The following is an 18,749-nucleotide window of genomic DNA, read 5'->3' as shown; positions in this document are numbered from 1 at the left end:
AGACCGCTGTGGGTCTCCACCGAAAAATTAGTCTTTAATGATATTTGTTGCTTGAAGTCCACGTTGTCCTTCTTCAATGTCGAAAGAAACCGATTGACCTTCTACTAAAGTTTTAAAGCCTTGATCTTGGATTGCTGAGAAATGAGCGAATAAATCATTGCCATCTTCACCAGTAATAAATCCAAAACCCTTATCAGCGTTAAACCATTTTACAGTACCTTTATTCATATATAATTACCTCCAGTTACACATCTAAGTGTTTATTTGCAATAGAATCTTAAAGTGTAAGAAAGAAGCATTAAAATAATTATTTAATGATGACCTGCATTCACAATGAAACTTTACTACTTTCCTACCTTAACAGCTGTCACTGTCACTTACAAGTTAAAAGTGAGAAAAGTATGAAAAGAACCTATCATATATTAATATTGATCCAATGATATTAATCTTTTAGGATATCCTTGACTTTTGATAAACGTTATATTGAATAAACACTTATGAGGTGAATAGCGTTAAAAAAAACCGATAATCACTGTCGTAAACAGTTGCCATCAAACTTTTTCAAAAGATCGAACAATTTTGGCTTTAATCTCTTCGATATCGCTTGTGTAAATATCTTTGAAAGCAATCGATAAACCTTGATTCTTAATAGCCTGATCTAGATATATTTGATCATTTTCATGGAACTGCGCTATTTATCTAAGAGAAACATATAAAACGAAAACAAAAAAGATCAAAAACTTTTTCGGTTTTTGATCTTACTGAATGATTTTATTTGTGTGTTGAAATTCTATCCTTCAAAATTAGTGAAGTAATCATCAATTTTTTTCATTTCATCATCATCATATTTAGCATATTTTCCAACTTCGTGTAAAATATGTTTAATTTCATGAATTGCTTTTTTTTCTGCATACCATTTCTTAAATTCATGTTTCTTAGTAGTGTCTTCATTAAGTGAATTAAGTTTATCCAATTCACCATCTAATCTAACTACTGTATCAGCAATATTATTCAACACATTTTCTTCTTTTTTTTCGTAATCTGCCATAATAAACACCGCTTTCTTTATTTATAATTTTATGATACGCCTAAATATTTTTTACGTCCAATCATAACCATTTTTATATAATAGTCATATTAAATTACCATAAAGTTTGGCTGATTTTACTTGAAAAAACACAATTTGAGTAACTCTCCTCAAAATTTGTCATTTTTGCAATTGACACCATTTTTTAGGAGCGAAAAGCACAAATTGCTTATGTCTCTTTCATTTTTAAATAAATTTTGGAAAGCATCTATTTTTAGATAAAAGACGATTTATTCCAAATAGAATTCTTAGTATACAAATTAAGATTGATTTATCTATTTAAAATACTCGTTTGCGATTTCGTATGAAAAAGGATTTTTAAGCAACTCATCGAAATCATTCTTTTTAATCTTTTCAGCTAGCTCAATAGTCTCATTATATATATATCTAACTGGAGAAGAACCTAAACTTATTCTTTGTACACCCATTTTTTTTAATTCATTGAGGTCATGAAACTGATTATTCAAAATAATGTTAAGTGGGGCAGATATTTCTGTTAAAATATTTTTCACCACCTGTTTACTTAAAGCACCAGGGATAAAAATACAGTCTGCTCCAGCTTTTGAAAATGCATTTCCTCGTTCAATCGCAATCTCTAACCTTTTCTCTTCATCTGCCACCTGTAACCAGTAGGCACAAGTTCGAGCATTTATAACAAAATCAATCTCCAGCTCTTGTTTTAATTCCACTAGCCCTTCAATCTTTTCAAGCTGTAATTCTAAGGAGGACAATGTTCCGTCAGGCATACCATCCTCAATATTGAAACCAACGGCTCCAGCTTGAACTAATTTTTTGGCATTTTCTTTTACCACTACTTTTGTTTCTCCATATCCCCGTTCAAAATCTACTGAAAGAGGTACATCTATGCGATTAGATATCTTATTCACAACTTCTAGTAGGTCTTCAAATGAAATGTCTTCCCCATCTGAATAACCTAAATCGTATGCGACTCCAGCACTAGACGTTGCAACAGCCTGAAATCCTTCTTTTTCAAAAACAACTGCACTACCAACATTCCAGACGTTAGGCAAAATAAACATTTCCCCATTTTTATGCATTTCTGAAAATATTCTAGCTTGTTTTCTTTGTTTCTCCATATCCATAGTTTTACCTCGCTAAATATTTATTTTATAGGGCTGTGCCTTTAGTTGGTATTTTGAACTCGGATGTATCTACCCCTTCTAATTTCAAGAGATGGATTTTATTTTTTAACCCTCCGCCATACCCTGTTAAATTTCCGTCACAGCCAATCACTCGATGACACGGGATAATTATTGAAATTGGATTATGTCCCACCGCTCCACCAACGGCTTGCGCAGACATCGTATCTTTATCAAGCTGAATAGCGGCCTGTCTTGCAAGTTCACCATATGTAACTGTCTCACCGTAAGCTATATTACAAAGCATTTTCCAAATAACTTGTCGGAAGTGACTTCCAACTGGTTTTAGCTTTATTTCTTTAATACTAGGGTTTTCTCCTGCAAAATATCTATTTAACCACGTTTTAGTTTCTTCGAAAACCTTTAAATCATCTTTTTCTTTAGTTGCCTCTTGGCTAAACTTATCATAAAATCTGTGACATTCTAATTTTGAAGTAATTAACGCGACTCCATCAGAAACCAACAATATCTTTCCTAACGGGCTATTATAATAAGTATAATAGTGCATTTTTTCTCCTCCATTTTAAGTTTTGTCCTTTTACGTGTTTACATATATGGTCAATTTAAAGCAAATTTGGTTATAAAATAATCATGAACTGAATAAATGAAACCGGACAATCCGATTAAAATTATTTTTTTCATATACCAACCCTGCAAAATGATTTTTCGTTGATCGGGAATTAAATTATAAGTGATCCTCCGATAAATACGAGACTACTAAAGGGCTGTACCTTTTTTGGGAATAAACATTTTTGATAAGTCTACCCCTTCATGTTCCAACAGCTTTATTTTTGTTTTGATCCCACCAGAAAAACCCGTTAAACTTCCGTTTGTACCAACTACACGATGGCAAGGGATAATTATTGAAATGGGGTTGTGTCCTACCGCACCGCCGACAGCTTGAGCTGACATTGTTTTTCTTCCACATTTCGCCGCCATTATAGTTGCAATATCGCCATATGTAATGACTTCGCCATAAGGAATCTCACGCAGAATTTGCCAGACTCCTTGTCGAAATTCACTACCGATAGGTTCTAACGGTAATTTTGAAATTTTAGGTTTATCACCACTAAAGTATTGGCCTAACCAGTCTTTTGTCCTATTAAATAGTGAAATATCATCATTTGGTATCATAGCTTCAGGGATTGTATCACCGTAGTATTTTTGTCCGTCCATCCATAGACCAACGAGATTTTTTCCATTGCCATCACAAGCAAGAGTAATATTGCCAATAGGTGATGGATAAATTGTCGAATAGTACATAAAAACCTCCTTATAATGTCTGCCACAAATTGATCACAGCATAACTGCGCCAGGGTCGCCATTCTTCCGCAATAGACAACATTTCTTTTGCAGAATAGCCACTTAAAGCTTTCTTTACACCAGCATCAGTTTCAAGAAAAGAATCTGTCCATTCCATCGCACGCATAGCGATGTATTGAGCTGTCCAATTTCCGATACCGGTAATAGCAAGTAATTTCTTCATTTCCGTTTCTGGATTGACGCAAAAATCTAGATTTAATTCAGCTGTTTGTACAAGTTCTGCCAACTGAAGGATTGTCCTTGATTTTGCAGAAGTAACACCGAGAACTCCGAAAGATTCTTCAATATTTTCTAACGCTATAATATCCTCTGATGACGGAAATGTATGAGTAAGCCCATTAATTCCTGTTTGTATTTCATGTCCGTAAGTCTTAGCAATGCGTGCCGCAATTGTACCTGCAGCTTTCACAGTAATTAGTTGCCCTAAAATTGCCCGTACCGACATTTCAAAGGAGTCAAAGCAACCAGGTAATCGTGTTCCAAGTACGCAAGAATCTTTGATGATTTTGTTCATTGGTTTTAATGCTTGATAAATAATTTCAGGATTGCAATAAATATCGAACATCTTTTTTGTCCGTGCTAAAACTTGCGGGAGTACAGACAGTAAAGAATGACTCACTGTTAAATTCAATGATTCTTTTTCCTCATTATGAGATACCTTAATCCAACCCTCAATTTTTTCGTTCTTAATATTTTTTAATCGGACAGTCCGCATATATTTATCATCAATGACCGCTTCAACACCTTCGATCGCTCGACTCTTTAAAAAAGTGAGGATCTCATTCCAACGATAAGGAGGTCGATAACTCAAGGACAATGTAATCTCATCAACAGTAGGTTTTGTGATAACTTTTTTTCGTAGTTGTGTAGGAGTTAAACGATATTGCTCTTTAAAAACAGCATTGAAACGTCTTAAACTTCCAAAACCAGCTGCCATTGCAATTTCAAGCACAGTTAGATTCGTATCCGTGAGTAATTGTTTTGCAAGATGTAGTCGACACGTTTGAAGATACTGGACAGGTGACACATTATATTCAGCTGTAAATACACGGCGCAAATGTCTATCTGTATAGCCTAACTGTTCAGCAAGTTCCTGAATACTTAATTTATAGGTACAGGTTTCTTCTAACAATTTAGCAGCACGATAACTTAAATTCACGTTTGCATCAGCAACGGATTTCCCCGGTGCCAGTTCGGGACGACAAAGCAGACATGGACGGAATCCAGCTTGTTCTGCTTCAGCTGCCGATTGAAAAAAAGTACAATTTTCTTCTTTTGCTTGTTTCGCTTTACAAATTGGACGGCAATATATCCCAGTTGAAGAGATACCCACAAAAAATCGACCATCAAAACGGTTATCTTTTGCTTTAAAAGCAGCATATAATCCACTATCATGTATTTCCATAAATTTTCTCCTCTGCTACTTAATTATAGCAAAAGCATAACATATATCTGGTCGTTTTCGGACATGGCATTTATTAGATAGCAAGGAATTCTATAAAGAGTGCCTAATAAAAAATCAAAAAAGCCGGTACTTATTTACGGTAATATTTGTCGAACTTTTTACATAGTAGTTAAATTGAAGATAACCATTCTTTATGTATGAAAATGTAGTAACTAAATCAATTTTATTCAGAGTCATTTGTATTTTTTACCTATGCTCTGAAAAATAGCATTAAAAATGCCTGTCAGATTATCAACTGACAGGCAAGTAAGTCTAAAAATCAAAATTATTGGAACAAAAAACTTTCATCAATTCTTTTTATATGCGGAATCAATAAATGACTGACCTTCGTTAATTGCTTTTAAAATTTTATGATCATCAATGATGGGTATACCCTTTTGATTAAAAAACTTAAATAAATATAATATATGTTTTCTTTCTTTGGAGTCCGGGTAAAAAATCTGATCCAAATTAAGATTAATAACCTCATTATTCGTTTTTAAATACACCTGTAACATGATTACTTCTCGGGTTGTATAAAGTTGTCTTGGCCGATACGATATTGAAGTCCCATATCCTTTAAAACCATCACTATCAAAAAAAATATTCATGTAGTTAATATCGTTATATTGGATTTTTTCTTCTTTCCGTATTTTTAAACCACCCTTAATTATTGATATCAGTGGGAATAGTTGGAGCTCCTTTTCTTTTGAAACGATTATTCCATCTTTTTTTACAATAAAATAAGCATAATATCTCCTAAAATCATAAAACCCTAATCCATATATGAAGATCATTGATAAAAATCCTGATAAAATTCCTACAAAAATATTAACTTGAATGAAAATTGCAAATATCAATAATGGTATTATTAATAAAATAAGAAATGGTTTTCTACTTGTTGGCTTACCGAAATAAAACGGCAACTTTAAATCAGTAACTATTATTTGGTTATTTATTTGCTGTAACTCACTATCTTCTGGAGCGCTTATCCCGCTCTCCCATTCCTTTATTAGTTTTAATGAGACCCCGATTTTTCTTGATAATTCTTCTTGAGTCATATTTTGATCCTTACGGTAATTTTTTAATTTTTTAGAGATATCCATTTTTTTACCTCCTAATATTTTTCAAACAACTATCATCACCTATAGATTTTATCATTGTATATATTTTTTAAATAGTACGCTTTTTATATTGCAAGTAATGATATCATTTATACATTAATAATTTCCGGATAACTTTGAAAGAAACTGAAGAAATTTAAAAACCAGTGATTACCAATAAATTGCTTAATACGGTTGATTATTAGTAAAAAACAATCCCCTCTATCAATATTAATCGACTAATAACTATATTTAGTTTCTATCTTGTAAGAGTAAATACACCATTTTCCATCTACTGAGATACTAAAACCTTCTGATTGCTCATACTTTGAAATATTTTCCAGATAACAGCCAAATGACCAAAGGGATCAGTAAAAATCCGGCAGCAATCATGATTAAATTAATTGAAATAACGTCAGCTAATGGTCCGATTATCAGTAAAGTGACTGGCGATGCAAAACTAATAGTCATGGTAACAATACTCATGACTCTACCCATATGGCTGTTATCCGTTGCTGTTTGAAAAAATGAAACCATTGCTGTTCGCGAAATAGGAACAACCAAACCAATAGTAACCATCATCAGAAAATATATCCAGAAATGAGAAGTTATTCCGAGTGTAAGGAAGGGAATAACTAAAAGAGCATAGCCTAATGCGACTGTCTTTATTTTATCTATCAGTCCTCCCCACACACTCATTATTACTCCACCAATCAGCATTCCTGCCGCAAAACCAATCTCACTAGCCGATAATTGCCAAAGCCCGTCATTAAATTCTCTGGTAATTTGCAAGGGGGCTAAATTTGAAGCTGGCGTAGCTAACACACTTCCAATAAATCCTGCCACAATCAGTGCAACTAAAATTTTGTGGGCATTTAAATATGTCAATCCTGATTTAATATCATCAATTATATTTATTTGAGAATTTTCTTTACGTTTTATGCTTGGTACATTTACTTTTGTTAACATAATAGACACACCGATTATAGCCGTTATAAAATCTATTAGTAGAATGAAAGCTAGTGGTAAAAAATTTAACAAAGTTGCTGCTAATGCCGGACTAGCTAGCATCATACCGGCTTGAATAGTTTGGTCAATTCCGTTAATCCGCACTAAGGAATCTTTAGGCGTCAATTGTGGTAAGATGGCCGACACAGCAGGCGTTTGAAATCCCTGACCAACTGAACGAATAAAAGTTAATCCTACTAGTAAGAACATATTGCTTTCTAAATTATTTGCGAGCAACAAGGCTATTGCTGCTAACAAAGATACCAATGCGATTACACTGTCTGAGATAATTGAAATTTTTTTGCGATTGTAGCGATCTGCAAGCGCACCAGCAAAAGGCATCACAATAACCATTGGTAACAAACCGACAGAAGCGACAAGCCCAGTCATTAGCCCCGAATTTGTAGAAAGGGTGACATGCCAAATAATAGCATACTGCACTAACATCGTTCCGATCATAGAGATCGCCTGCGATGATAGTAAGTATGCTATATTTTTTCTCCAATTATTTACTTGATATTCTCTTGTTTTCATAAGAACTCTCCTTTGAGTAATAAATTTAGTGTATACAATTTATACGCCCAAATGGGTTTTTCGGAGAATTCCTAATTGCACCATTGAGTATATCACGAGACTTATTATTTGCAAGAAGGTTGGCTTTTCTTATTTTAAAAAAAAGGGTTCAGTCTTCTATCACTTAACTTACATCTAAAGCAACAAGATAAACGAAATCATTAGATAATACTCAGTTTTTCTTGCCATAACCATGGGAAAAATATGTTAAGATAACTGTATATATAGGGGGAATCGGGGATGTTTAATTGGAAAATTTTTGATCCATCAAAGCCTGCTAATGTAATTTATCGAACGTTATTTATCTTTTTTCTTTTGATTGTTGGAAGATTGATTTTTGATTTATTTAACCATTCTCTTTCTTATCAACATTATATTTTTTTGCTCCCAATGTTATTGTCTTTATTCATTGGCTATTATTTGACACTTTATACTTCAGCAAGTCTCTTCCTTCAATTTGTTATTTTCGGGATTATTTTTTTCTTGTTTTTTACAATTATTAACTGGTTACAAATCAATCTTCAGCAAAGTAGCAATGACTTAATCGATTTTATTTTTATTTTAGTGATGAGTGTTGGATTTACCCTTAATTCACGAGATATTCAAAAAAATATAAAAGCTAGATAAAGATTTGTACTGATTTTTTTATAGGCTAATTAAAGACAATATTTTCATTGGAGGTTAAATATGAATCATAAAGCAATCATATTCGATATGGATGGTGTCATTGTCGATTCAGAATTTTTAGATTTTGATATTCAACGACAATTTATCGCTACTGAAAACCATGAGCCGATTGACCCTGATACTTCAAAATACAATGTTCTGGTGGGACGATCATTTGATGACCTGTACCTCACCTTAGCAAGTTTCTTGAAAGAACCCCTTCCTCTTGATACCCTTAAATCTAAATTTGAATCTTTTAATAAAGAAAAATATGAAGGAGTAGATTATGCTAAACTATTTCGAAAAGATATTGTCAAAATTTTAAAGTTTGCAAAAGAGCAGAATATTAAATTGGCGGTAGCTTCTTCTTCTGAATACAACCATATTTTGGAAGTTTTAAAGAGTTGTAAAATCGAAAGCTATTTTGATGTGATTTTTAGTGGTGAATTCGTTGAAAAAAGTAAACCGGACCCAGAAATATACCGGATTACTTTGGACAAATTAGGTGTTCTAGCCGAAAATGCTATTGCTATCGAGGATTCAGCATACGGTATTACGGCTGCCATCAGCGCTGGTATTACTACAATTGCTTATCAAGAAACTAGAATGACGATTGATCAATCCCACGCCGACTATCTAGGAAAAGATATGAAAGAAATATTCCAGCTGATAGCTAATATTTTTAAGCATTAGTTTATGATGAAAACCCAAGGAGTTTTACAGATGTTAAATAAATTTAAGCTAACCATTAATGATAAAGTTTATCTATCTCCCACAATAACAAAAGAACTGATTGTAAACGCCTTAAGAAATAAGGAAACGGAATTTATCATCTTAGAACCCAAAGAGCCCATCCATACTAGCCTTTATATGCAGTACGCAGCAACGATAGAAATTCGTTTTTTATCTGCAGAAGGAAAGATGCGCCATTACTCTTATATCCCAGAAAATGAGGATGAAATTATCGTATTCTTTGTAGATTATTTCGAGAAAAATAAAGTGCCCAATATTGAAAATTGGACAGACATTTCAGCTTCATTTCGTCCTAATTTTTTCCAAAGACTAGCTCAAAAATTTAAACACTAAACAGACTAGTTTTCATACCGTAGAAATTTTTAGCAAATATGATTCCTTCATTATTTTGATGGGTTATTTTAAACTTGTGCAGCGATTGGATTACGCTTTTTTTTAGCGAGCGGATACTTTTAAAAATATTAAAAAAACGAGCACATGAAATTGGAAAAAGGTTAAGGAGATATTACATTCATAATTTAGTAAACTTGCTCCCAGAAATAACTTCAGTAAACGCAAAAAGAGCCATGAATCATACGATTCAATGGCTCTTTGTTTTTTTCATATACTAAAAATTCTTATTCCTTACGAAACTTGTTCACTTTTTTCAACGAAAACTTCTTCCTTCTTCTCGTCTTCTTTTTTAACAAAAAGATTCGCTAAGATTGGACCAGTAATTTGATGGATAACCATTCCAACAGCAGCTGGCGTCACAGCGGCAGCAATTGAAGCAAAATGGGCGTTCGCTAAGGAAATCGCTAAACCAGTATTTTTCATACCTACTTGGAACATGATTGATTTGGCTTGCTTTTTACTGACACCTAACATCCGACTTAAACCATAACCAGCACCATAACCAATCAAGTTGTGCAGGAACACTAAAACAATCACGATCAAACCTGATTGAACAATTGCTGCACCATTTTTTGAAACCGTTCCGGCAACAATTAGCAAAATACTTACTGAAGAAATCAAAACAAAAGTTTTCAACCAATATTCAATGTATTTTTCGATGATTTTATGAACAATAACCCCAAGAATAATCGGTACCAATACCATTTGTAGAACTGACAACAACATCGCCATAAATGAGATATTAGTGTATTTACCAGCTAAAGTCAAAGTTAAAAATGGCGTCACAACTGTCCCCAGTAAAGTAGAAACGGTGGTCAATGAAACAGTCAAAGCCACATCACCGCGACCAATAAAAGTCATCACGTTGCTGGCAGTTCCACCTGAAACGGCTCCCAACAAAACGAAACCAATAATTAAACCAGAAGAAAGACCAAACAAATTAGCTAATCCATAAGCTACTAGCGGACTAATCGTGAATTGGAAAAGGATCCCTAAAAAGAAAGCTTTTGGCTGTAGTGCCACCATTTTAAAAGCATCTAGATTCAAGGTCATCCCCATACAAAACATGATGATACTCAATAGATTAGTCGTACGATCAGGAATCCATAAGAAAGGCTGCGGGAAAAAATAGGAGATAAACATTAATATAATCATGATGTAGATCAGGTACTTGTTTACAAAAGTTGCTATCGCATTGACGGTTTTCATAGGCGTTTCTTCCTTCCAAATTCTAGTTGGTACTTACTACCAAGAGAATCGCTGTTTTAGTGTGTTTTATTTAAAAGAGAGCTGTCTCTCGTCTTTTCATTTTTTAAAATAAGTGCAAGATAAATTAGGTATAAAAAAAACATTCCATAAAAGAAGTCTTTCCTTCTTTTCAATGCAATGTGAACAGGGACTTTTTGATTAATTTCTCAAAAAAGTCCCGACTATAATAATAAAATAATGATTGCGTTTGTCTTCATCATGGTCTTCACCCTCTTTTCCTGAATTTTCAGAATATTTTATAAATATTTCTTTACAGTGTACAAAATTGCCACTGCAATGTCAATCTAAATTTGAATTTTTCTTGTATTTTTCGTAAATAACTTGCAGGATTATGAAAACGAATGAAAACAAACGCTATAAATACGCGCAATATCACCTTTTTGATCACGGGACTCATCCAGTGATCGGAAAAAAGCATCAGCCGCCGCGAAAAAAATACACCCTTTTTAACAGAATAAACAACTAGGACCATTTCTGAAAAATAAGAAATGGTCCTTCTTTTGTAGTGCTTTAAAGACTTTGATCATTCGAACCAAAATATTTAAAACTATTTCTTGCGGTTCACCAGTACTGTTTCCACACTGTAGCGCGCCCATCTTGAAATGGTTTCAATAAACACTTGTAATTGTTCTCTACTGAAATGAGCAACGATTATGTAACAGGCTTGACCGGAAACTTTATCGAACACTTCGATTTCGGAAAAGCGATTCACTGCTTCTTCAAGGGCTGTGAATTCAGAGTTATTCATAAATAGACGAATATATTGGGTATTGTCATAAGCAATCTCGATCGTAAATTGTTTGATAATTTTATCATCCAATAAGCGGTTGATTCGATTGCCCACAGCCTGACCAGTCATATGAATCTGACTACCGATTTCCTTATTCGTTAAACGGCTATTATTTTTCAATAAATTTAGTATTTGAAAATCAATTTCATCCATTTATATTGATTCCTTTCATCGTGAAAATAATTTGTATCGATCATTTTCATCAGCTTCTATGTAAATCATAGCGGTATCTCTATACTTAAACAATAGTTCAGAGAGGAGTTTTTTGATGAAACAGGCACTTTTAGTGATTGATGTCCAAAAAGATTATTTCCCCGGAGGTAAGTCACCACTATACCAACCCGACAAAGCCTTGACTAAAATTAATCAAATGGAGGACTATTTTATCACCCAGCACTTGCCAATTATCTACATTCAACATGTTAAATTAGGGAAAAAAGCTGATTTTTTTGCTGCCCACACAGATGGCGTGCAATTTCATCCTCAATTGAAAATAAATAGCACCTCTTTAAAAATTATAAAGCACTTTCCAGATAGTTTTCGCCAGACAAATTTACGTTGTTTACTGAAAGAATTTGAAATTGAACAACTAGTAATTTGTGGTATGATGACCCATATGTGCATCAATGCTACAACAAAAGCTAGTACCAAACGAAATTTTTCACCGATTGTTCTGTCTGATGCGACGACGACAAAAGATTTATTCATTGAGGATAAATTGGTAAAAGCCGAAGATGTTCATGAAAGCTACCTCACCAATTTAAGTAAAATTGCGACCGTTCAGACAGTTGAAGAATTTATTTTTAATTAAGGAGGACTTAAAATGACTGATTTAAGCCAAGCATTATTATTGATTGATTTACAAAATGGGGTCTGTTTTAACAATGGTAAAATTGACCATTTAGATAGATTAATTTCACAGGTTAATGCCAAGATTGAAAAATACACAGCCAAAAATAAACCAATCATTTTTGTTCAGCACATTGATGAAGATTTAGTTGAAGGCACGTATGAATGGAAAATTATTCCTGAGTTAAAAACAGAGTATGGGACTAACTTTGTTACTAAAAGGCATGCAAACTCCTTTTTTGAGACTTCCTTACAAGATGTGCTAATTGAAAATAAGATTCAGACCTTTGAAATCTGCGGTGCTCAGACGGAATATTGCATCGATGCTACTGTTAAATTTGCTCACGGTCTTGGTTATAATGTTCTTATGGAAAAAGGCTTGACGAGTACTTTTGACAATCCTTTTATGACTGCTGAAAAGACGATTCAGTTTTATGAAGGCATTTGGCAGGAGCGCTTTTTACTTTTGGATTAGATTTATCCGCGATTTGAGAATGATTAAGAGACTTTCTTTAATAGCGAAGGTCTCTTTATTATTTAAAAAGCTACAAATTTCTCGAAGGATTAGGATTGCAAATATAGCCCACGGCCTCTTGATTTTTTATTAAAATACAGCTGAAAAGGGACGTTGCGTAAACAACGTCCCTTTATTAAGACCGCTTAAGAGATTAATCGAGTTTCTGAAATTCTTTTCAGTTATTCCTTCTCTCAATTAGAATTGATGGCTCTTTATTATTTAAATATCTTAAACTAAAATGCAATATCGATTTTTTATAACTTCTTTGACCGAATGACTCTTATGCTGGCTTACAATAAGGTTCTCTAGAAAATCAGAATAGTTAAATGCTTGTCTTAAAACTACTGATTTACCCAAGCCTCCACAGCAGATTGACTATCTGGCACTTCAACATCCTCCATGGAAAGACTAGCGCGTAAATTTGCATCAGGTACAAGTTGGGCTAGTTGGTCTTCAGATGATCCCACGCCATAACCAGCATTGGTGTTGAAGAAGGCAATTGTTTTGCCAGACAAAGCTCCGCCATTTTCTTGAAGAAAAGTAGTAACTGGACTAGATAAACTCATGCCCCATGTTGGTGATCCGAGATAAATTGTTTGATACTGATTTAAATCTGGAATTTCAACTGATAGCTCAGGATAATTTTCTGTTTCTCGTTCCTGGTTAGCTCTTTCAACCGTTTCTTCGTAATCAGCAGGATATGGATCAGCAACTGTTAATTCTAAAATATCAGCATTCGATTCTTGTTGAATCATATTTGCTAAATCTTCAGTGTTTCCTCCTCTAGAAAAATAGATGACAATTGCATCAGCATCTTCAGTTAGAATTCTAGTTGGATCGGCATCAGCGTTAGTATCTTGTCCATCTGATTCTGCTCCTCGTCCAGTTTGTCTTTGTCTTGTTTCACTTGTTTGCGTGTTCTCATTAGTATTACTTGTTTCAGAATCTTCCGTGTTTCCGGTTTGACAACCCGTTAAAATGAATAAAAATGAAGTCAATGCCACTATTGTTTGTTTTTTTAATTTCATGAAAAAATCCTCCTAATATTTTATCTTGCTGGAAATAAACTTGTACAGTTTTGTCATACGCCAGCTATTTTCATCATCAATATTGCCACAGGCCGTTAAAATAGTGACCCGACGAACGAAAAATAGCGTTATCAAATTTTTTTCTTCATTTATTTCTTCCTTTCGTTTGTTGATAAAACTAAGTCTACAGTCTGGAGCTCACTTCAAAGCAAGTCTTTTTTTCTTTTGGAAAATTTCCAGGTACAATAAAAATGAGGAATGATAAAACTTTTCACTTGCCTTGAAGTTCACTCCATAGCATATAGTTCATTTATTGAATGATTCAAGGTAACTCAATTAGGAGGCGAAAATATGAACATTAAAGAAGTTGCTGACTTATTCAACTTAACCACAGACACGATTCGCTATTATGAAAAAATCGGTGTGATTCCGCCAGTCACTCGTGACCAGCGAGGTTATCGAGATTTTCAAAAGAAAGATTTGAATTGGGTTTTTCTCGTTAAGAGTTTACGAAACGCTGGTGTATCCATCGAATCGTTAATTGAATTTGCTCGTTTATCACAAATTCAAGGAGACGAGCGGCTTGCACAAAAAGACATCTTAAAAAATCAATTAAACGAATTAGACGAAAAAATAGCAGAACTCCATCAAACAAGAGATTTATTAGCTTATAAAATCGAAACTTATGATGAACACATCGCTTTGTTTAATTCTGGAAAGATGACTGAAGATCAAATCGAGGAATTGTGGAAAATGAAACATTTTAACAAGAATAAAGAAACCACTGGAGGAATTATAAATGCAAACAGTTAAATTAAATAATGGTGTCGAAGTCCCAATTTTAGGTTTTGGTACCTTCCAAATTACCGATCCAAAAGAAGCTGAAGATGCAGTCTATGAAGCAATCAAAGCCGGTTACCGTCACATCGATACTGCTCAATCTTATTTAAATGAAGAAGCAGTCGGTAAAGGTATTGCAAAGGGTATTGCCGAAATTGGCGTGACTCGTGAAGAACTATTCATTACTACTAAAGTATGGGTGGAAAATGTTTCTTACGAAAAGGCCCGCGCTTCAGTTGAGCGTTCATTAAAACGTTTAGGTTTAGACTATGTTGATTTGCTATTGATTCACCAACCATTTAACGATGTTTATGGTGCATGGCGTGCAATGGAAGAATTACAATCAGAAGGCAAAGCAAAAGCCATTGGCGTATCAAACTTTGGCGTCGACCGTGCCGTTGATTTAGCAGAATTCAATCAAGCGACCCCGCAAGTCAACCAAATTGAAATTAATCCTTTCCAACAACAAACTGAAAACATTGCTGCTTTAAAGGCAGAAGGCATTGCGGTTGAAGCTTGGGCACCTTTTGCAGAAGGTAAAAATGGGATTTTCAAAAACGAAATCTTAACAAAAATTGGTGAAAAATATGGTAAATCTGTGGCGCAAGTAATTGTCCGTTGGTTAGTAGAACAAGATGTGATTGTTTTGACGAAATCAGTCAATCCTGACCGGATGGCACAAAACTTAGCTGTATTTGATTTTTCATTAACCGACGAAGACAAAGCGCAAATCGCAACATTAAACGTTGGTGCTAGTCAGTTCTTCTCGCATGCTGATCCAGAAATGATCAAATGGATGGCTGGACGGACGATGGACGTTTAAAACCATTTAACTATTTAATAATTAACAAGATGACTTCAATTTTACTATTAGAAAATTGAAGTCATCTTTTTTTTATTTACGTTAAAGAGTTCAGCCAATCAAATTTTTTCATTCATCGCTTTATTTTTTCTTACTTTGCGGTAAAACAAAGAAAATTGCCGCAAGTAAAGAAATAACTATAAAAATTGTTGCGATTAACATTTGTAATCTAAAACTACTAACCGGGTTAGTAACTGCTGATGAAAAAGCAATCACCACTGATAAACCAATCGATCCGCCAATTTGATGGACCATGTTCACCACGCCTGAAGCAGCACCAGCTTCATCTGCTGTCGTATGGGCAATTCCTGATGCGGTTAAAGGACTCAAAGAAAAGCCTTGTCCAATCCCAATGATCATCATAGGTATGGCGATACCAATCCAATAATTGCTATTTTCATTAAATAAACTCAAACCAAACATACCAAGTGCCACAATTGTCAAACCAATTACCATTAGTTTTCCATTACCAAACTTTTTAGTTAACCGAGAAACTTGTAATGAAGATAGGAAAATCGTGATACTTAAAGGAAAGAAAGCCAGTCCAGAAGTTAATGGTGAATAGCCCAAATAGTTTTGCATCATTTGTGGTGTCAAAAACCACAAAGCCAACATTGCTCCTAAAAAAGTAAAGCGGGCAATGTAAGCGCCCAAACGTTCTTTATTGGCAAAAAGACTTAACGGCATGATCGGTGAACTTGTTTTAGCTTCTTGGCGAATAAATAAACCAATAAAAACAATCGCAATCACTAACGCGATTATATTATTACTTTCGCCAACAATACTGTACACTAAAGCAATCATACCGATAACAGAAGTGATTGAACCAAAGATATCAATTTTCCCTTCAATCGTATCTTTTTCTTCAATAAATAGCATCGCCAAAATAAACATAATGATACTAATCGGTACATTAATAAAAAAACCATCTCGCCAAGAAAACTGACTGGCGAGTACGCCACCAATAATCAATCCTACTGAAGAACCAATTCCTGCTGTAGCACCGTAAGCCGCAACAGCTTTCGTCCGTTCTTCTCCTTCGAAATTATCCATTAAAATTGCTAATGTTGTCGGTGCTAAAATTGCCGAGCCGATCCCTTGAAACGCCCGAGCCATAATAATTGCTACTGGGCTACCTGCCAAACCGACAAACAATGAGCTAATCGCAAAAATGACTAATCCGATATTATACATTTTTCTGCGACCAAATAAATCTCCCGAACGGCCACCTAATAATAATAAACCACCGAAAGTTAATGAGTAAGCATTACTGACCCACGATAATTGGGCTTGATTTAATGCTAAATCCTGAGCAATTTTAACCGTCCCGGTAAAAATAATCGAATTATCCAGTAAGATCAAGAAATAGCTTAATAAAATAATCGGTAGTACCATAACACTTCTTTTGTTTATACTTGTTTCTTGCATTCTCTGTCCTTCTTTCCTTAATTACAAAACTGACTATAATCCATGGAGTGAACTCCAGAGCAAGAAGAAAGTTTTCCCATAACAAAAAAACACTGAAAAATCAGTGCTCGAAAAAATATTTAATTATTTGTTTCAGGTAAATTATTTAACCAATCCGTCACATCGCCTTCACTACCATCCACATCATCACGACTGATGGTCAAAGCATCGGTGACAATCGTTGCATCTGGAGCTTCTTCAGTAATACTGTTAACCGTATCAGAAAGACCGCTACCACCATGAACATTAAATGGGATCACCGTTTTGCCAGCCAAATCATGTTCCTCTAAAAAACTATACATAATCATCGGCATATCACCCCACCAGTTTGGATAACCAAAAAAGATGGTATCATATTCGTCAAGATTTTCCACTGACTCTTTTAAAGTTGGTCGCGCATTATTTGATTGTTCTTCTGAAGCAAATTCAGTTAACGCATCATGATCGGTTGTGTAAGGAGTTTCTGGTTCAATTCTGAAAATATCAGCTTCGGTTTGATCTTGGATTTGCATACCAACATATTGGACATTACCAAGTACTTCGTCATCCACTACTATAGCGCTATTTTCTTCTTCGGTTGTTAGATTATTAGGGTCGGTTGTCTCTGGTTGGGAAAAATAAACAACTAATGATTTGCCAAATTTTTCAGTTAAATTATCATTGGCTGCGACTGAATTTTGATTATTATCTGATGCTGCATTTTCATCGTTATTACCGCAAGCTGCCAAAGTTAGCAATCCAACGCCAATAAATAGTACACTCAACATTTTTTTCATAAAGGACCTGCTTTCCATATTTGATGTCTCAAGACTAGACTATGGAGTCTACTTCAAGGCAAGTTTTTTCGTCAAAAAATGCTGATTGTTTAATTTTTTTTAAACATATGAGCCACTGTTACTATTTGGAATCAAAAAAAAGCCACAACTGTCTAATTCATGACAGCTGAGACTTCTCATTTTTTCCTTCAACTTAATTAATTTCTTTTTCTGGTAAACTTTCCATCAATTGATAAAAGAATCCAGCTTCACCAGTCTCAAAATAATTATACCAAGCCGTCAACGTATCCAATTCAAAAACCTCCAGATAAGCAATAATTTCTTTAGTCCATAATAAATTACCTGTTGCACTTGCGGTGATTAGGTTGTCTGCTGACACAGCAGGCTGATCAACATAATTTTTTGAGCCTTGATAATTCAGGCAAAACATTTCTAAAAATCCTGAGCCATTACTAGTATGAAGACGATGGTCCAACATTCCAAAGTTGGCTAGCGGGACGGTTGCCCCACAAATCGCCGCTACACCAGCACCTTCAGAAAGAAAGCGATTGGCTTTTTCGATTATTGCTTGATGCTTTCCATCACCCCAAGTATCAGCGCCCGGCAATAATAATAGATTTTTTTCTTCTACTACTACATCTTCAATGGAACAATCAGGGGTAATTCTCATTCCTCCCATCGTTCTAATCGACTCTTTGTTATAACTGACTGTTTTAATAGTGATTTCTGCAGCGTCCTTTTTAAAAAATCTTTTCGAATTTAACTCTGCTGTGATATGACCTAATTCCCAATCAGCTAATGTATCTAATAAATAAACATAAATTGTTCGCATTTGTTTCCT

General features: G+C 34.4%; 21 protein-coding genes. 7 read left to right on the top strand and 14 right to left on the bottom strand.

Annotation, left to right across the window (positions count from 1 at the left end):
- Positions 1-27: 27 nt before the first annotated feature.
- The 8 genes from KUA55_RS07530 to KUA55_RS07495 form a co-directional block, all read right to left on the bottom strand.
- A complete protein-coding gene (locus KUA55_RS07530) occupies positions 28-228 on the bottom strand; it encodes a cold-shock protein (protein ID WP_218325588.1) in 201 nt (66 codons plus the stop codon).
- Positions 229-790: 562 nt separating this feature from the next.
- Positions 791-1,048, bottom strand: coding sequence for a hypothetical protein (locus KUA55_RS07525; RefSeq protein WP_218325587.1), 258 nt, complete (start codon positions 1,046-1,048; stop codon positions 791-793).
- Between the two features lie 314 nt (positions 1,049-1,362).
- Entirely contained in the window at positions 1,363-2,190 is an 828-nt protein-coding gene (locus KUA55_RS07520; RefSeq protein WP_218325586.1) for an isocitrate lyase/PEP mutase family protein, read from the bottom strand.
- A 25-nt stretch (positions 2,191-2,215) separates the two neighbouring features.
- Complete coding sequence (locus KUA55_RS07515) at positions 2,216-2,755, bottom strand: methylated-DNA--[protein]-cysteine S-methyltransferase (protein ID WP_218325585.1); 540 nt, start codon at positions 2,753-2,755, stop codon at positions 2,216-2,218.
- 209 nt (positions 2,756-2,964) lie between these two features.
- Positions 2,965-3,510 carry a methylated-DNA--[protein]-cysteine S-methyltransferase gene (locus KUA55_RS07510; RefSeq protein WP_218325584.1) on the bottom strand — a complete coding sequence of 182 codons (546 nt, stop codon included), beginning with the start codon at positions 3,508-3,510 and terminating at the stop codon, positions 2,965-2,967.
- Positions 3,511-3,520: 10 nt separating this feature from the next.
- Positions 3,521-4,975, bottom strand: coding sequence for a DNA-3-methyladenine glycosylase 2 family protein (locus tag KUA55_RS07505; RefSeq protein WP_218325583.1), 1,455 nt, complete (start codon positions 4,973-4,975; stop codon positions 3,521-3,523).
- 347 nt (positions 4,976-5,322) lie between these two features.
- On the bottom strand, positions 5,323-6,120 hold the full coding sequence (locus KUA55_RS07500; RefSeq protein WP_218325582.1) for a helix-turn-helix domain-containing protein: 798 nt from the start codon (positions 6,118-6,120) through the stop codon (positions 5,323-5,325).
- 318 nt (positions 6,121-6,438) lie between these two features.
- Positions 6,439-7,659 (bottom strand): MFS transporter, encoded by a 1,221-nt coding sequence (locus tag KUA55_RS07495; protein WP_218325581.1) that lies wholly within the window; start codon positions 7,657-7,659, stop codon positions 6,439-6,441.
- A gap of 279 nt (positions 7,660-7,938) precedes the next feature.
- On the opposite strand from KUA55_RS07495, the gene KUA55_RS07490 reads away from it, so the two are divergent.
- Genes KUA55_RS07490 through KUA55_RS07480 form a run of 3 tightly spaced genes read left to right on the top strand, consistent with a single transcriptional unit; the run spans position 7,939 to position 9,450 of the window.
- The gene (locus tag KUA55_RS07490; RefSeq protein ID WP_218325580.1) at positions 7,939-8,325 is read left to right on the top strand and encodes a hypothetical protein; all 387 of its coding nucleotides are present in this window, start codon (positions 7,939-7,941) and stop codon (positions 8,323-8,325) included.
- A 60-nt stretch (positions 8,326-8,385) separates the two neighbouring features.
- Positions 8,386-9,057, top strand: a complete 672-nt coding sequence (locus tag KUA55_RS07485; protein WP_218325579.1) for an HAD family hydrolase — start codon at positions 8,386-8,388, stop codon at positions 9,055-9,057.
- 30 nt (positions 9,058-9,087) lie between these two features.
- On the top strand, positions 9,088-9,450 hold the full coding sequence (locus tag KUA55_RS07480; RefSeq protein WP_218325578.1) for a hypothetical protein: 363 nt from the start codon (positions 9,088-9,090) through the stop codon (positions 9,448-9,450).
- 291 nt (positions 9,451-9,741) lie between these two features.
- Here the strand turns inward: KUA55_RS07480 and KUA55_RS07475 are convergent, their stop codons facing one another.
- Together KUA55_RS07475 and KUA55_RS07470 are read right to left on the bottom strand one after the other, a co-directional pair.
- Positions 9,742-10,719 carry a bile acid:sodium symporter family protein gene (locus KUA55_RS07475; RefSeq protein WP_218325577.1) on the bottom strand — a complete coding sequence of 326 codons (978 nt, stop codon included), beginning with the start codon at positions 10,717-10,719 and terminating at the stop codon, positions 9,742-9,744.
- A gap of 607 nt (positions 10,720-11,326) precedes the next feature.
- Positions 11,327-11,722 carry an Lrp/AsnC family transcriptional regulator gene (locus tag KUA55_RS07470; RefSeq protein ID WP_218325576.1) on the bottom strand — a complete coding sequence of 132 codons (396 nt, stop codon included), beginning with the start codon at positions 11,720-11,722 and terminating at the stop codon, positions 11,327-11,329.
- A gap of 115 nt (positions 11,723-11,837) precedes the next feature.
- Between KUA55_RS07470 and KUA55_RS07465 the strand changes: the two genes are divergently transcribed.
- Both KUA55_RS07465 and KUA55_RS07460 read left to right on the top strand, forming a co-directional pair.
- Complete coding sequence (locus KUA55_RS07465; protein WP_218325575.1) at positions 11,838-12,380, top strand: cysteine hydrolase family protein; 543 nt, start codon at positions 11,838-11,840, stop codon at positions 12,378-12,380.
- Between the two features lie 12 nt (positions 12,381-12,392).
- Entirely contained in the window at positions 12,393-12,893 is a 501-nt protein-coding gene (locus tag KUA55_RS07460) for a cysteine hydrolase family protein (RefSeq protein WP_218325574.1), read from the top strand.
- A 383-nt stretch (positions 12,894-13,276) separates the two neighbouring features.
- On the opposite strand, the gene KUA55_RS07455 is transcribed toward KUA55_RS07460, so the two are convergent.
- Complete coding sequence (locus KUA55_RS07455) at positions 13,277-13,963, bottom strand: flavodoxin family protein (protein ID WP_218325573.1); 687 nt, start codon at positions 13,961-13,963, stop codon at positions 13,277-13,279.
- 351 nt (positions 13,964-14,314) lie between these two features.
- Between KUA55_RS07455 and KUA55_RS07450 the strand changes: the two genes are divergently transcribed.
- Both KUA55_RS07450 and KUA55_RS07445 read left to right on the top strand, forming a co-directional pair.
- Positions 14,315-14,776 (top strand): MerR family transcriptional regulator, encoded by a 462-nt coding sequence (locus KUA55_RS07450; RefSeq protein WP_218325572.1) that lies wholly within the window; start codon positions 14,315-14,317, stop codon positions 14,774-14,776.
- Positions 14,763-15,626, top strand: a complete 864-nt coding sequence (locus KUA55_RS07445; protein WP_218325571.1) for an aldo/keto reductase — start codon at positions 14,763-14,765, stop codon at positions 15,624-15,626. The genes KUA55_RS07450 and KUA55_RS07445 overlap by 14 nt, the downstream gene beginning before the upstream one ends.
- A gap of 120 nt (positions 15,627-15,746) precedes the next feature.
- On the opposite strand, the gene KUA55_RS07440 is transcribed toward KUA55_RS07445, so the two are convergent.
- The 3 genes from KUA55_RS07440 to KUA55_RS07430 form a co-directional block, all read right to left on the bottom strand.
- On the bottom strand, positions 15,747-17,093 hold the full coding sequence (locus KUA55_RS07440) for an MFS transporter (protein ID WP_218325570.1): 1,347 nt from the start codon (positions 17,091-17,093) through the stop codon (positions 15,747-15,749).
- 119 nt (positions 17,094-17,212) lie between these two features.
- On the bottom strand, positions 17,213-17,908 hold the full coding sequence (locus tag KUA55_RS07435) for a flavodoxin (RefSeq protein WP_218325569.1): 696 nt from the start codon (positions 17,906-17,908) through the stop codon (positions 17,213-17,215).
- A gap of 193 nt (positions 17,909-18,101) precedes the next feature.
- Positions 18,102-18,740, bottom strand: a complete 639-nt coding sequence (locus KUA55_RS07430; RefSeq protein WP_218325568.1) for a type 1 glutamine amidotransferase family protein — start codon at positions 18,738-18,740, stop codon at positions 18,102-18,104.
- Positions 18,741-18,749: the final 9 nt, after the last annotated feature.

It is taken from the genome of Enterococcus alishanensis (assembly GCF_019218635.1).
In the GTDB taxonomy this organism is placed as follows: domain Bacteria; phylum Bacillota; class Bacilli; order Lactobacillales; family Enterococcaceae; genus Enterococcus_A; species Enterococcus_A alishanensis.
Note: the sequence above shows the minus strand (reverse complement) of the source record. Positions and strands in the feature narration are given on the sequence as shown.

Excerpts from the sequence above, each read along its gene's own strand:
- KUA55_RS07520 (WP_218325586.1), bottom strand. The coding sequence starts at position 2,190 with ATGGATATGGAGAAACAAAGAAAACAAGCTAGAATATTTTCAGAAATG.
- KUA55_RS07430 (WP_218325568.1), bottom strand. The coding sequence starts at position 18,740 with ATGCGAACAATTTATGTTTATTTATTAGATACATTAGCTGATTGGGAA.
- KUA55_RS07480 (WP_218325578.1), top strand. The coding sequence starts at position 9,088 with ATGTTAAATAAATTTAAGCTAACCATTAATGATAAAGTTTATCTATCT.
- KUA55_RS07450 (WP_218325572.1), top strand. The coding sequence starts at position 14,315 with ATGAACATTAAAGAAGTTGCTGACTTATTCAACTTAACCACAGACACG.
- KUA55_RS07440 (WP_218325570.1), bottom strand. The coding sequence starts at position 17,093 with ATGCAAGAAACAAGTATAAACAAAAGAAGTGTTATGGTACTACCGATT.
- KUA55_RS07510 (WP_218325584.1), bottom strand. The coding sequence starts at position 3,510 with ATGTACTATTCGACAATTTATCCATCACCTATTGGCAATATTACTCTT.
- KUA55_RS07500 (WP_218325582.1), bottom strand. The coding sequence starts at position 6,120 with ATGGATATCTCTAAAAAATTAAAAAATTACCGTAAGGATCAAAATATG.
- KUA55_RS07470 (WP_218325576.1), bottom strand. The coding sequence starts at position 11,722 with ATGGATGAAATTGATTTTCAAATACTAAATTTATTGAAAAATAATAGC.
- KUA55_RS07530 (WP_218325588.1), bottom strand. The coding sequence starts at position 228 with ATGAATAAAGGTACTGTAAAATGGTTTAACGCTGATAAGGGTTTTGGA.
- KUA55_RS07495 (WP_218325581.1), bottom strand. The coding sequence starts at position 7,659 with ATGAAAACAAGAGAATATCAAGTAAATAATTGGAGAAAAAATATAGCA.
- KUA55_RS07460 (WP_218325574.1), top strand. The coding sequence starts at position 12,393 with ATGACTGATTTAAGCCAAGCATTATTATTGATTGATTTACAAAATGGG.
- KUA55_RS07465 (WP_218325575.1), top strand. The coding sequence starts at position 11,838 with ATGAAACAGGCACTTTTAGTGATTGATGTCCAAAAAGATTATTTCCCC.
- KUA55_RS07445 (WP_218325571.1), top strand. The coding sequence starts at position 14,763 with ATGCAAACAGTTAAATTAAATAATGGTGTCGAAGTCCCAATTTTAGGT.
- KUA55_RS07525 (WP_218325587.1), bottom strand. The coding sequence starts at position 1,048 with ATGGCAGATTACGAAAAAAAAGAAGAAAATGTGTTGAATAATATTGCT.
- KUA55_RS07515 (WP_218325585.1), bottom strand. The coding sequence starts at position 2,755 with ATGCACTATTATACTTATTATAATAGCCCGTTAGGAAAGATATTGTTG.
- KUA55_RS07485 (WP_218325579.1), top strand. The coding sequence starts at position 8,386 with ATGAATCATAAAGCAATCATATTCGATATGGATGGTGTCATTGTCGAT.
- KUA55_RS07435 (WP_218325569.1), bottom strand. The coding sequence starts at position 17,908 with ATGAAAAAAATGTTGAGTGTACTATTTATTGGCGTTGGATTGCTAACT.
- KUA55_RS07490 (WP_218325580.1), top strand. The coding sequence starts at position 7,939 with ATGTTTAATTGGAAAATTTTTGATCCATCAAAGCCTGCTAATGTAATT.
- KUA55_RS07505 (WP_218325583.1), bottom strand. The coding sequence starts at position 4,975 with ATGGAAATACATGATAGTGGATTATATGCTGCTTTTAAAGCAAAAGAT.
- KUA55_RS07475 (WP_218325577.1), bottom strand. The coding sequence starts at position 10,719 with ATGAAAACCGTCAATGCGATAGCAACTTTTGTAAACAAGTACCTGATC.
- KUA55_RS07455 (WP_218325573.1), bottom strand. The coding sequence starts at position 13,963 with ATGAAATTAAAAAAACAAACAATAGTGGCATTGACTTCATTTTTATTC.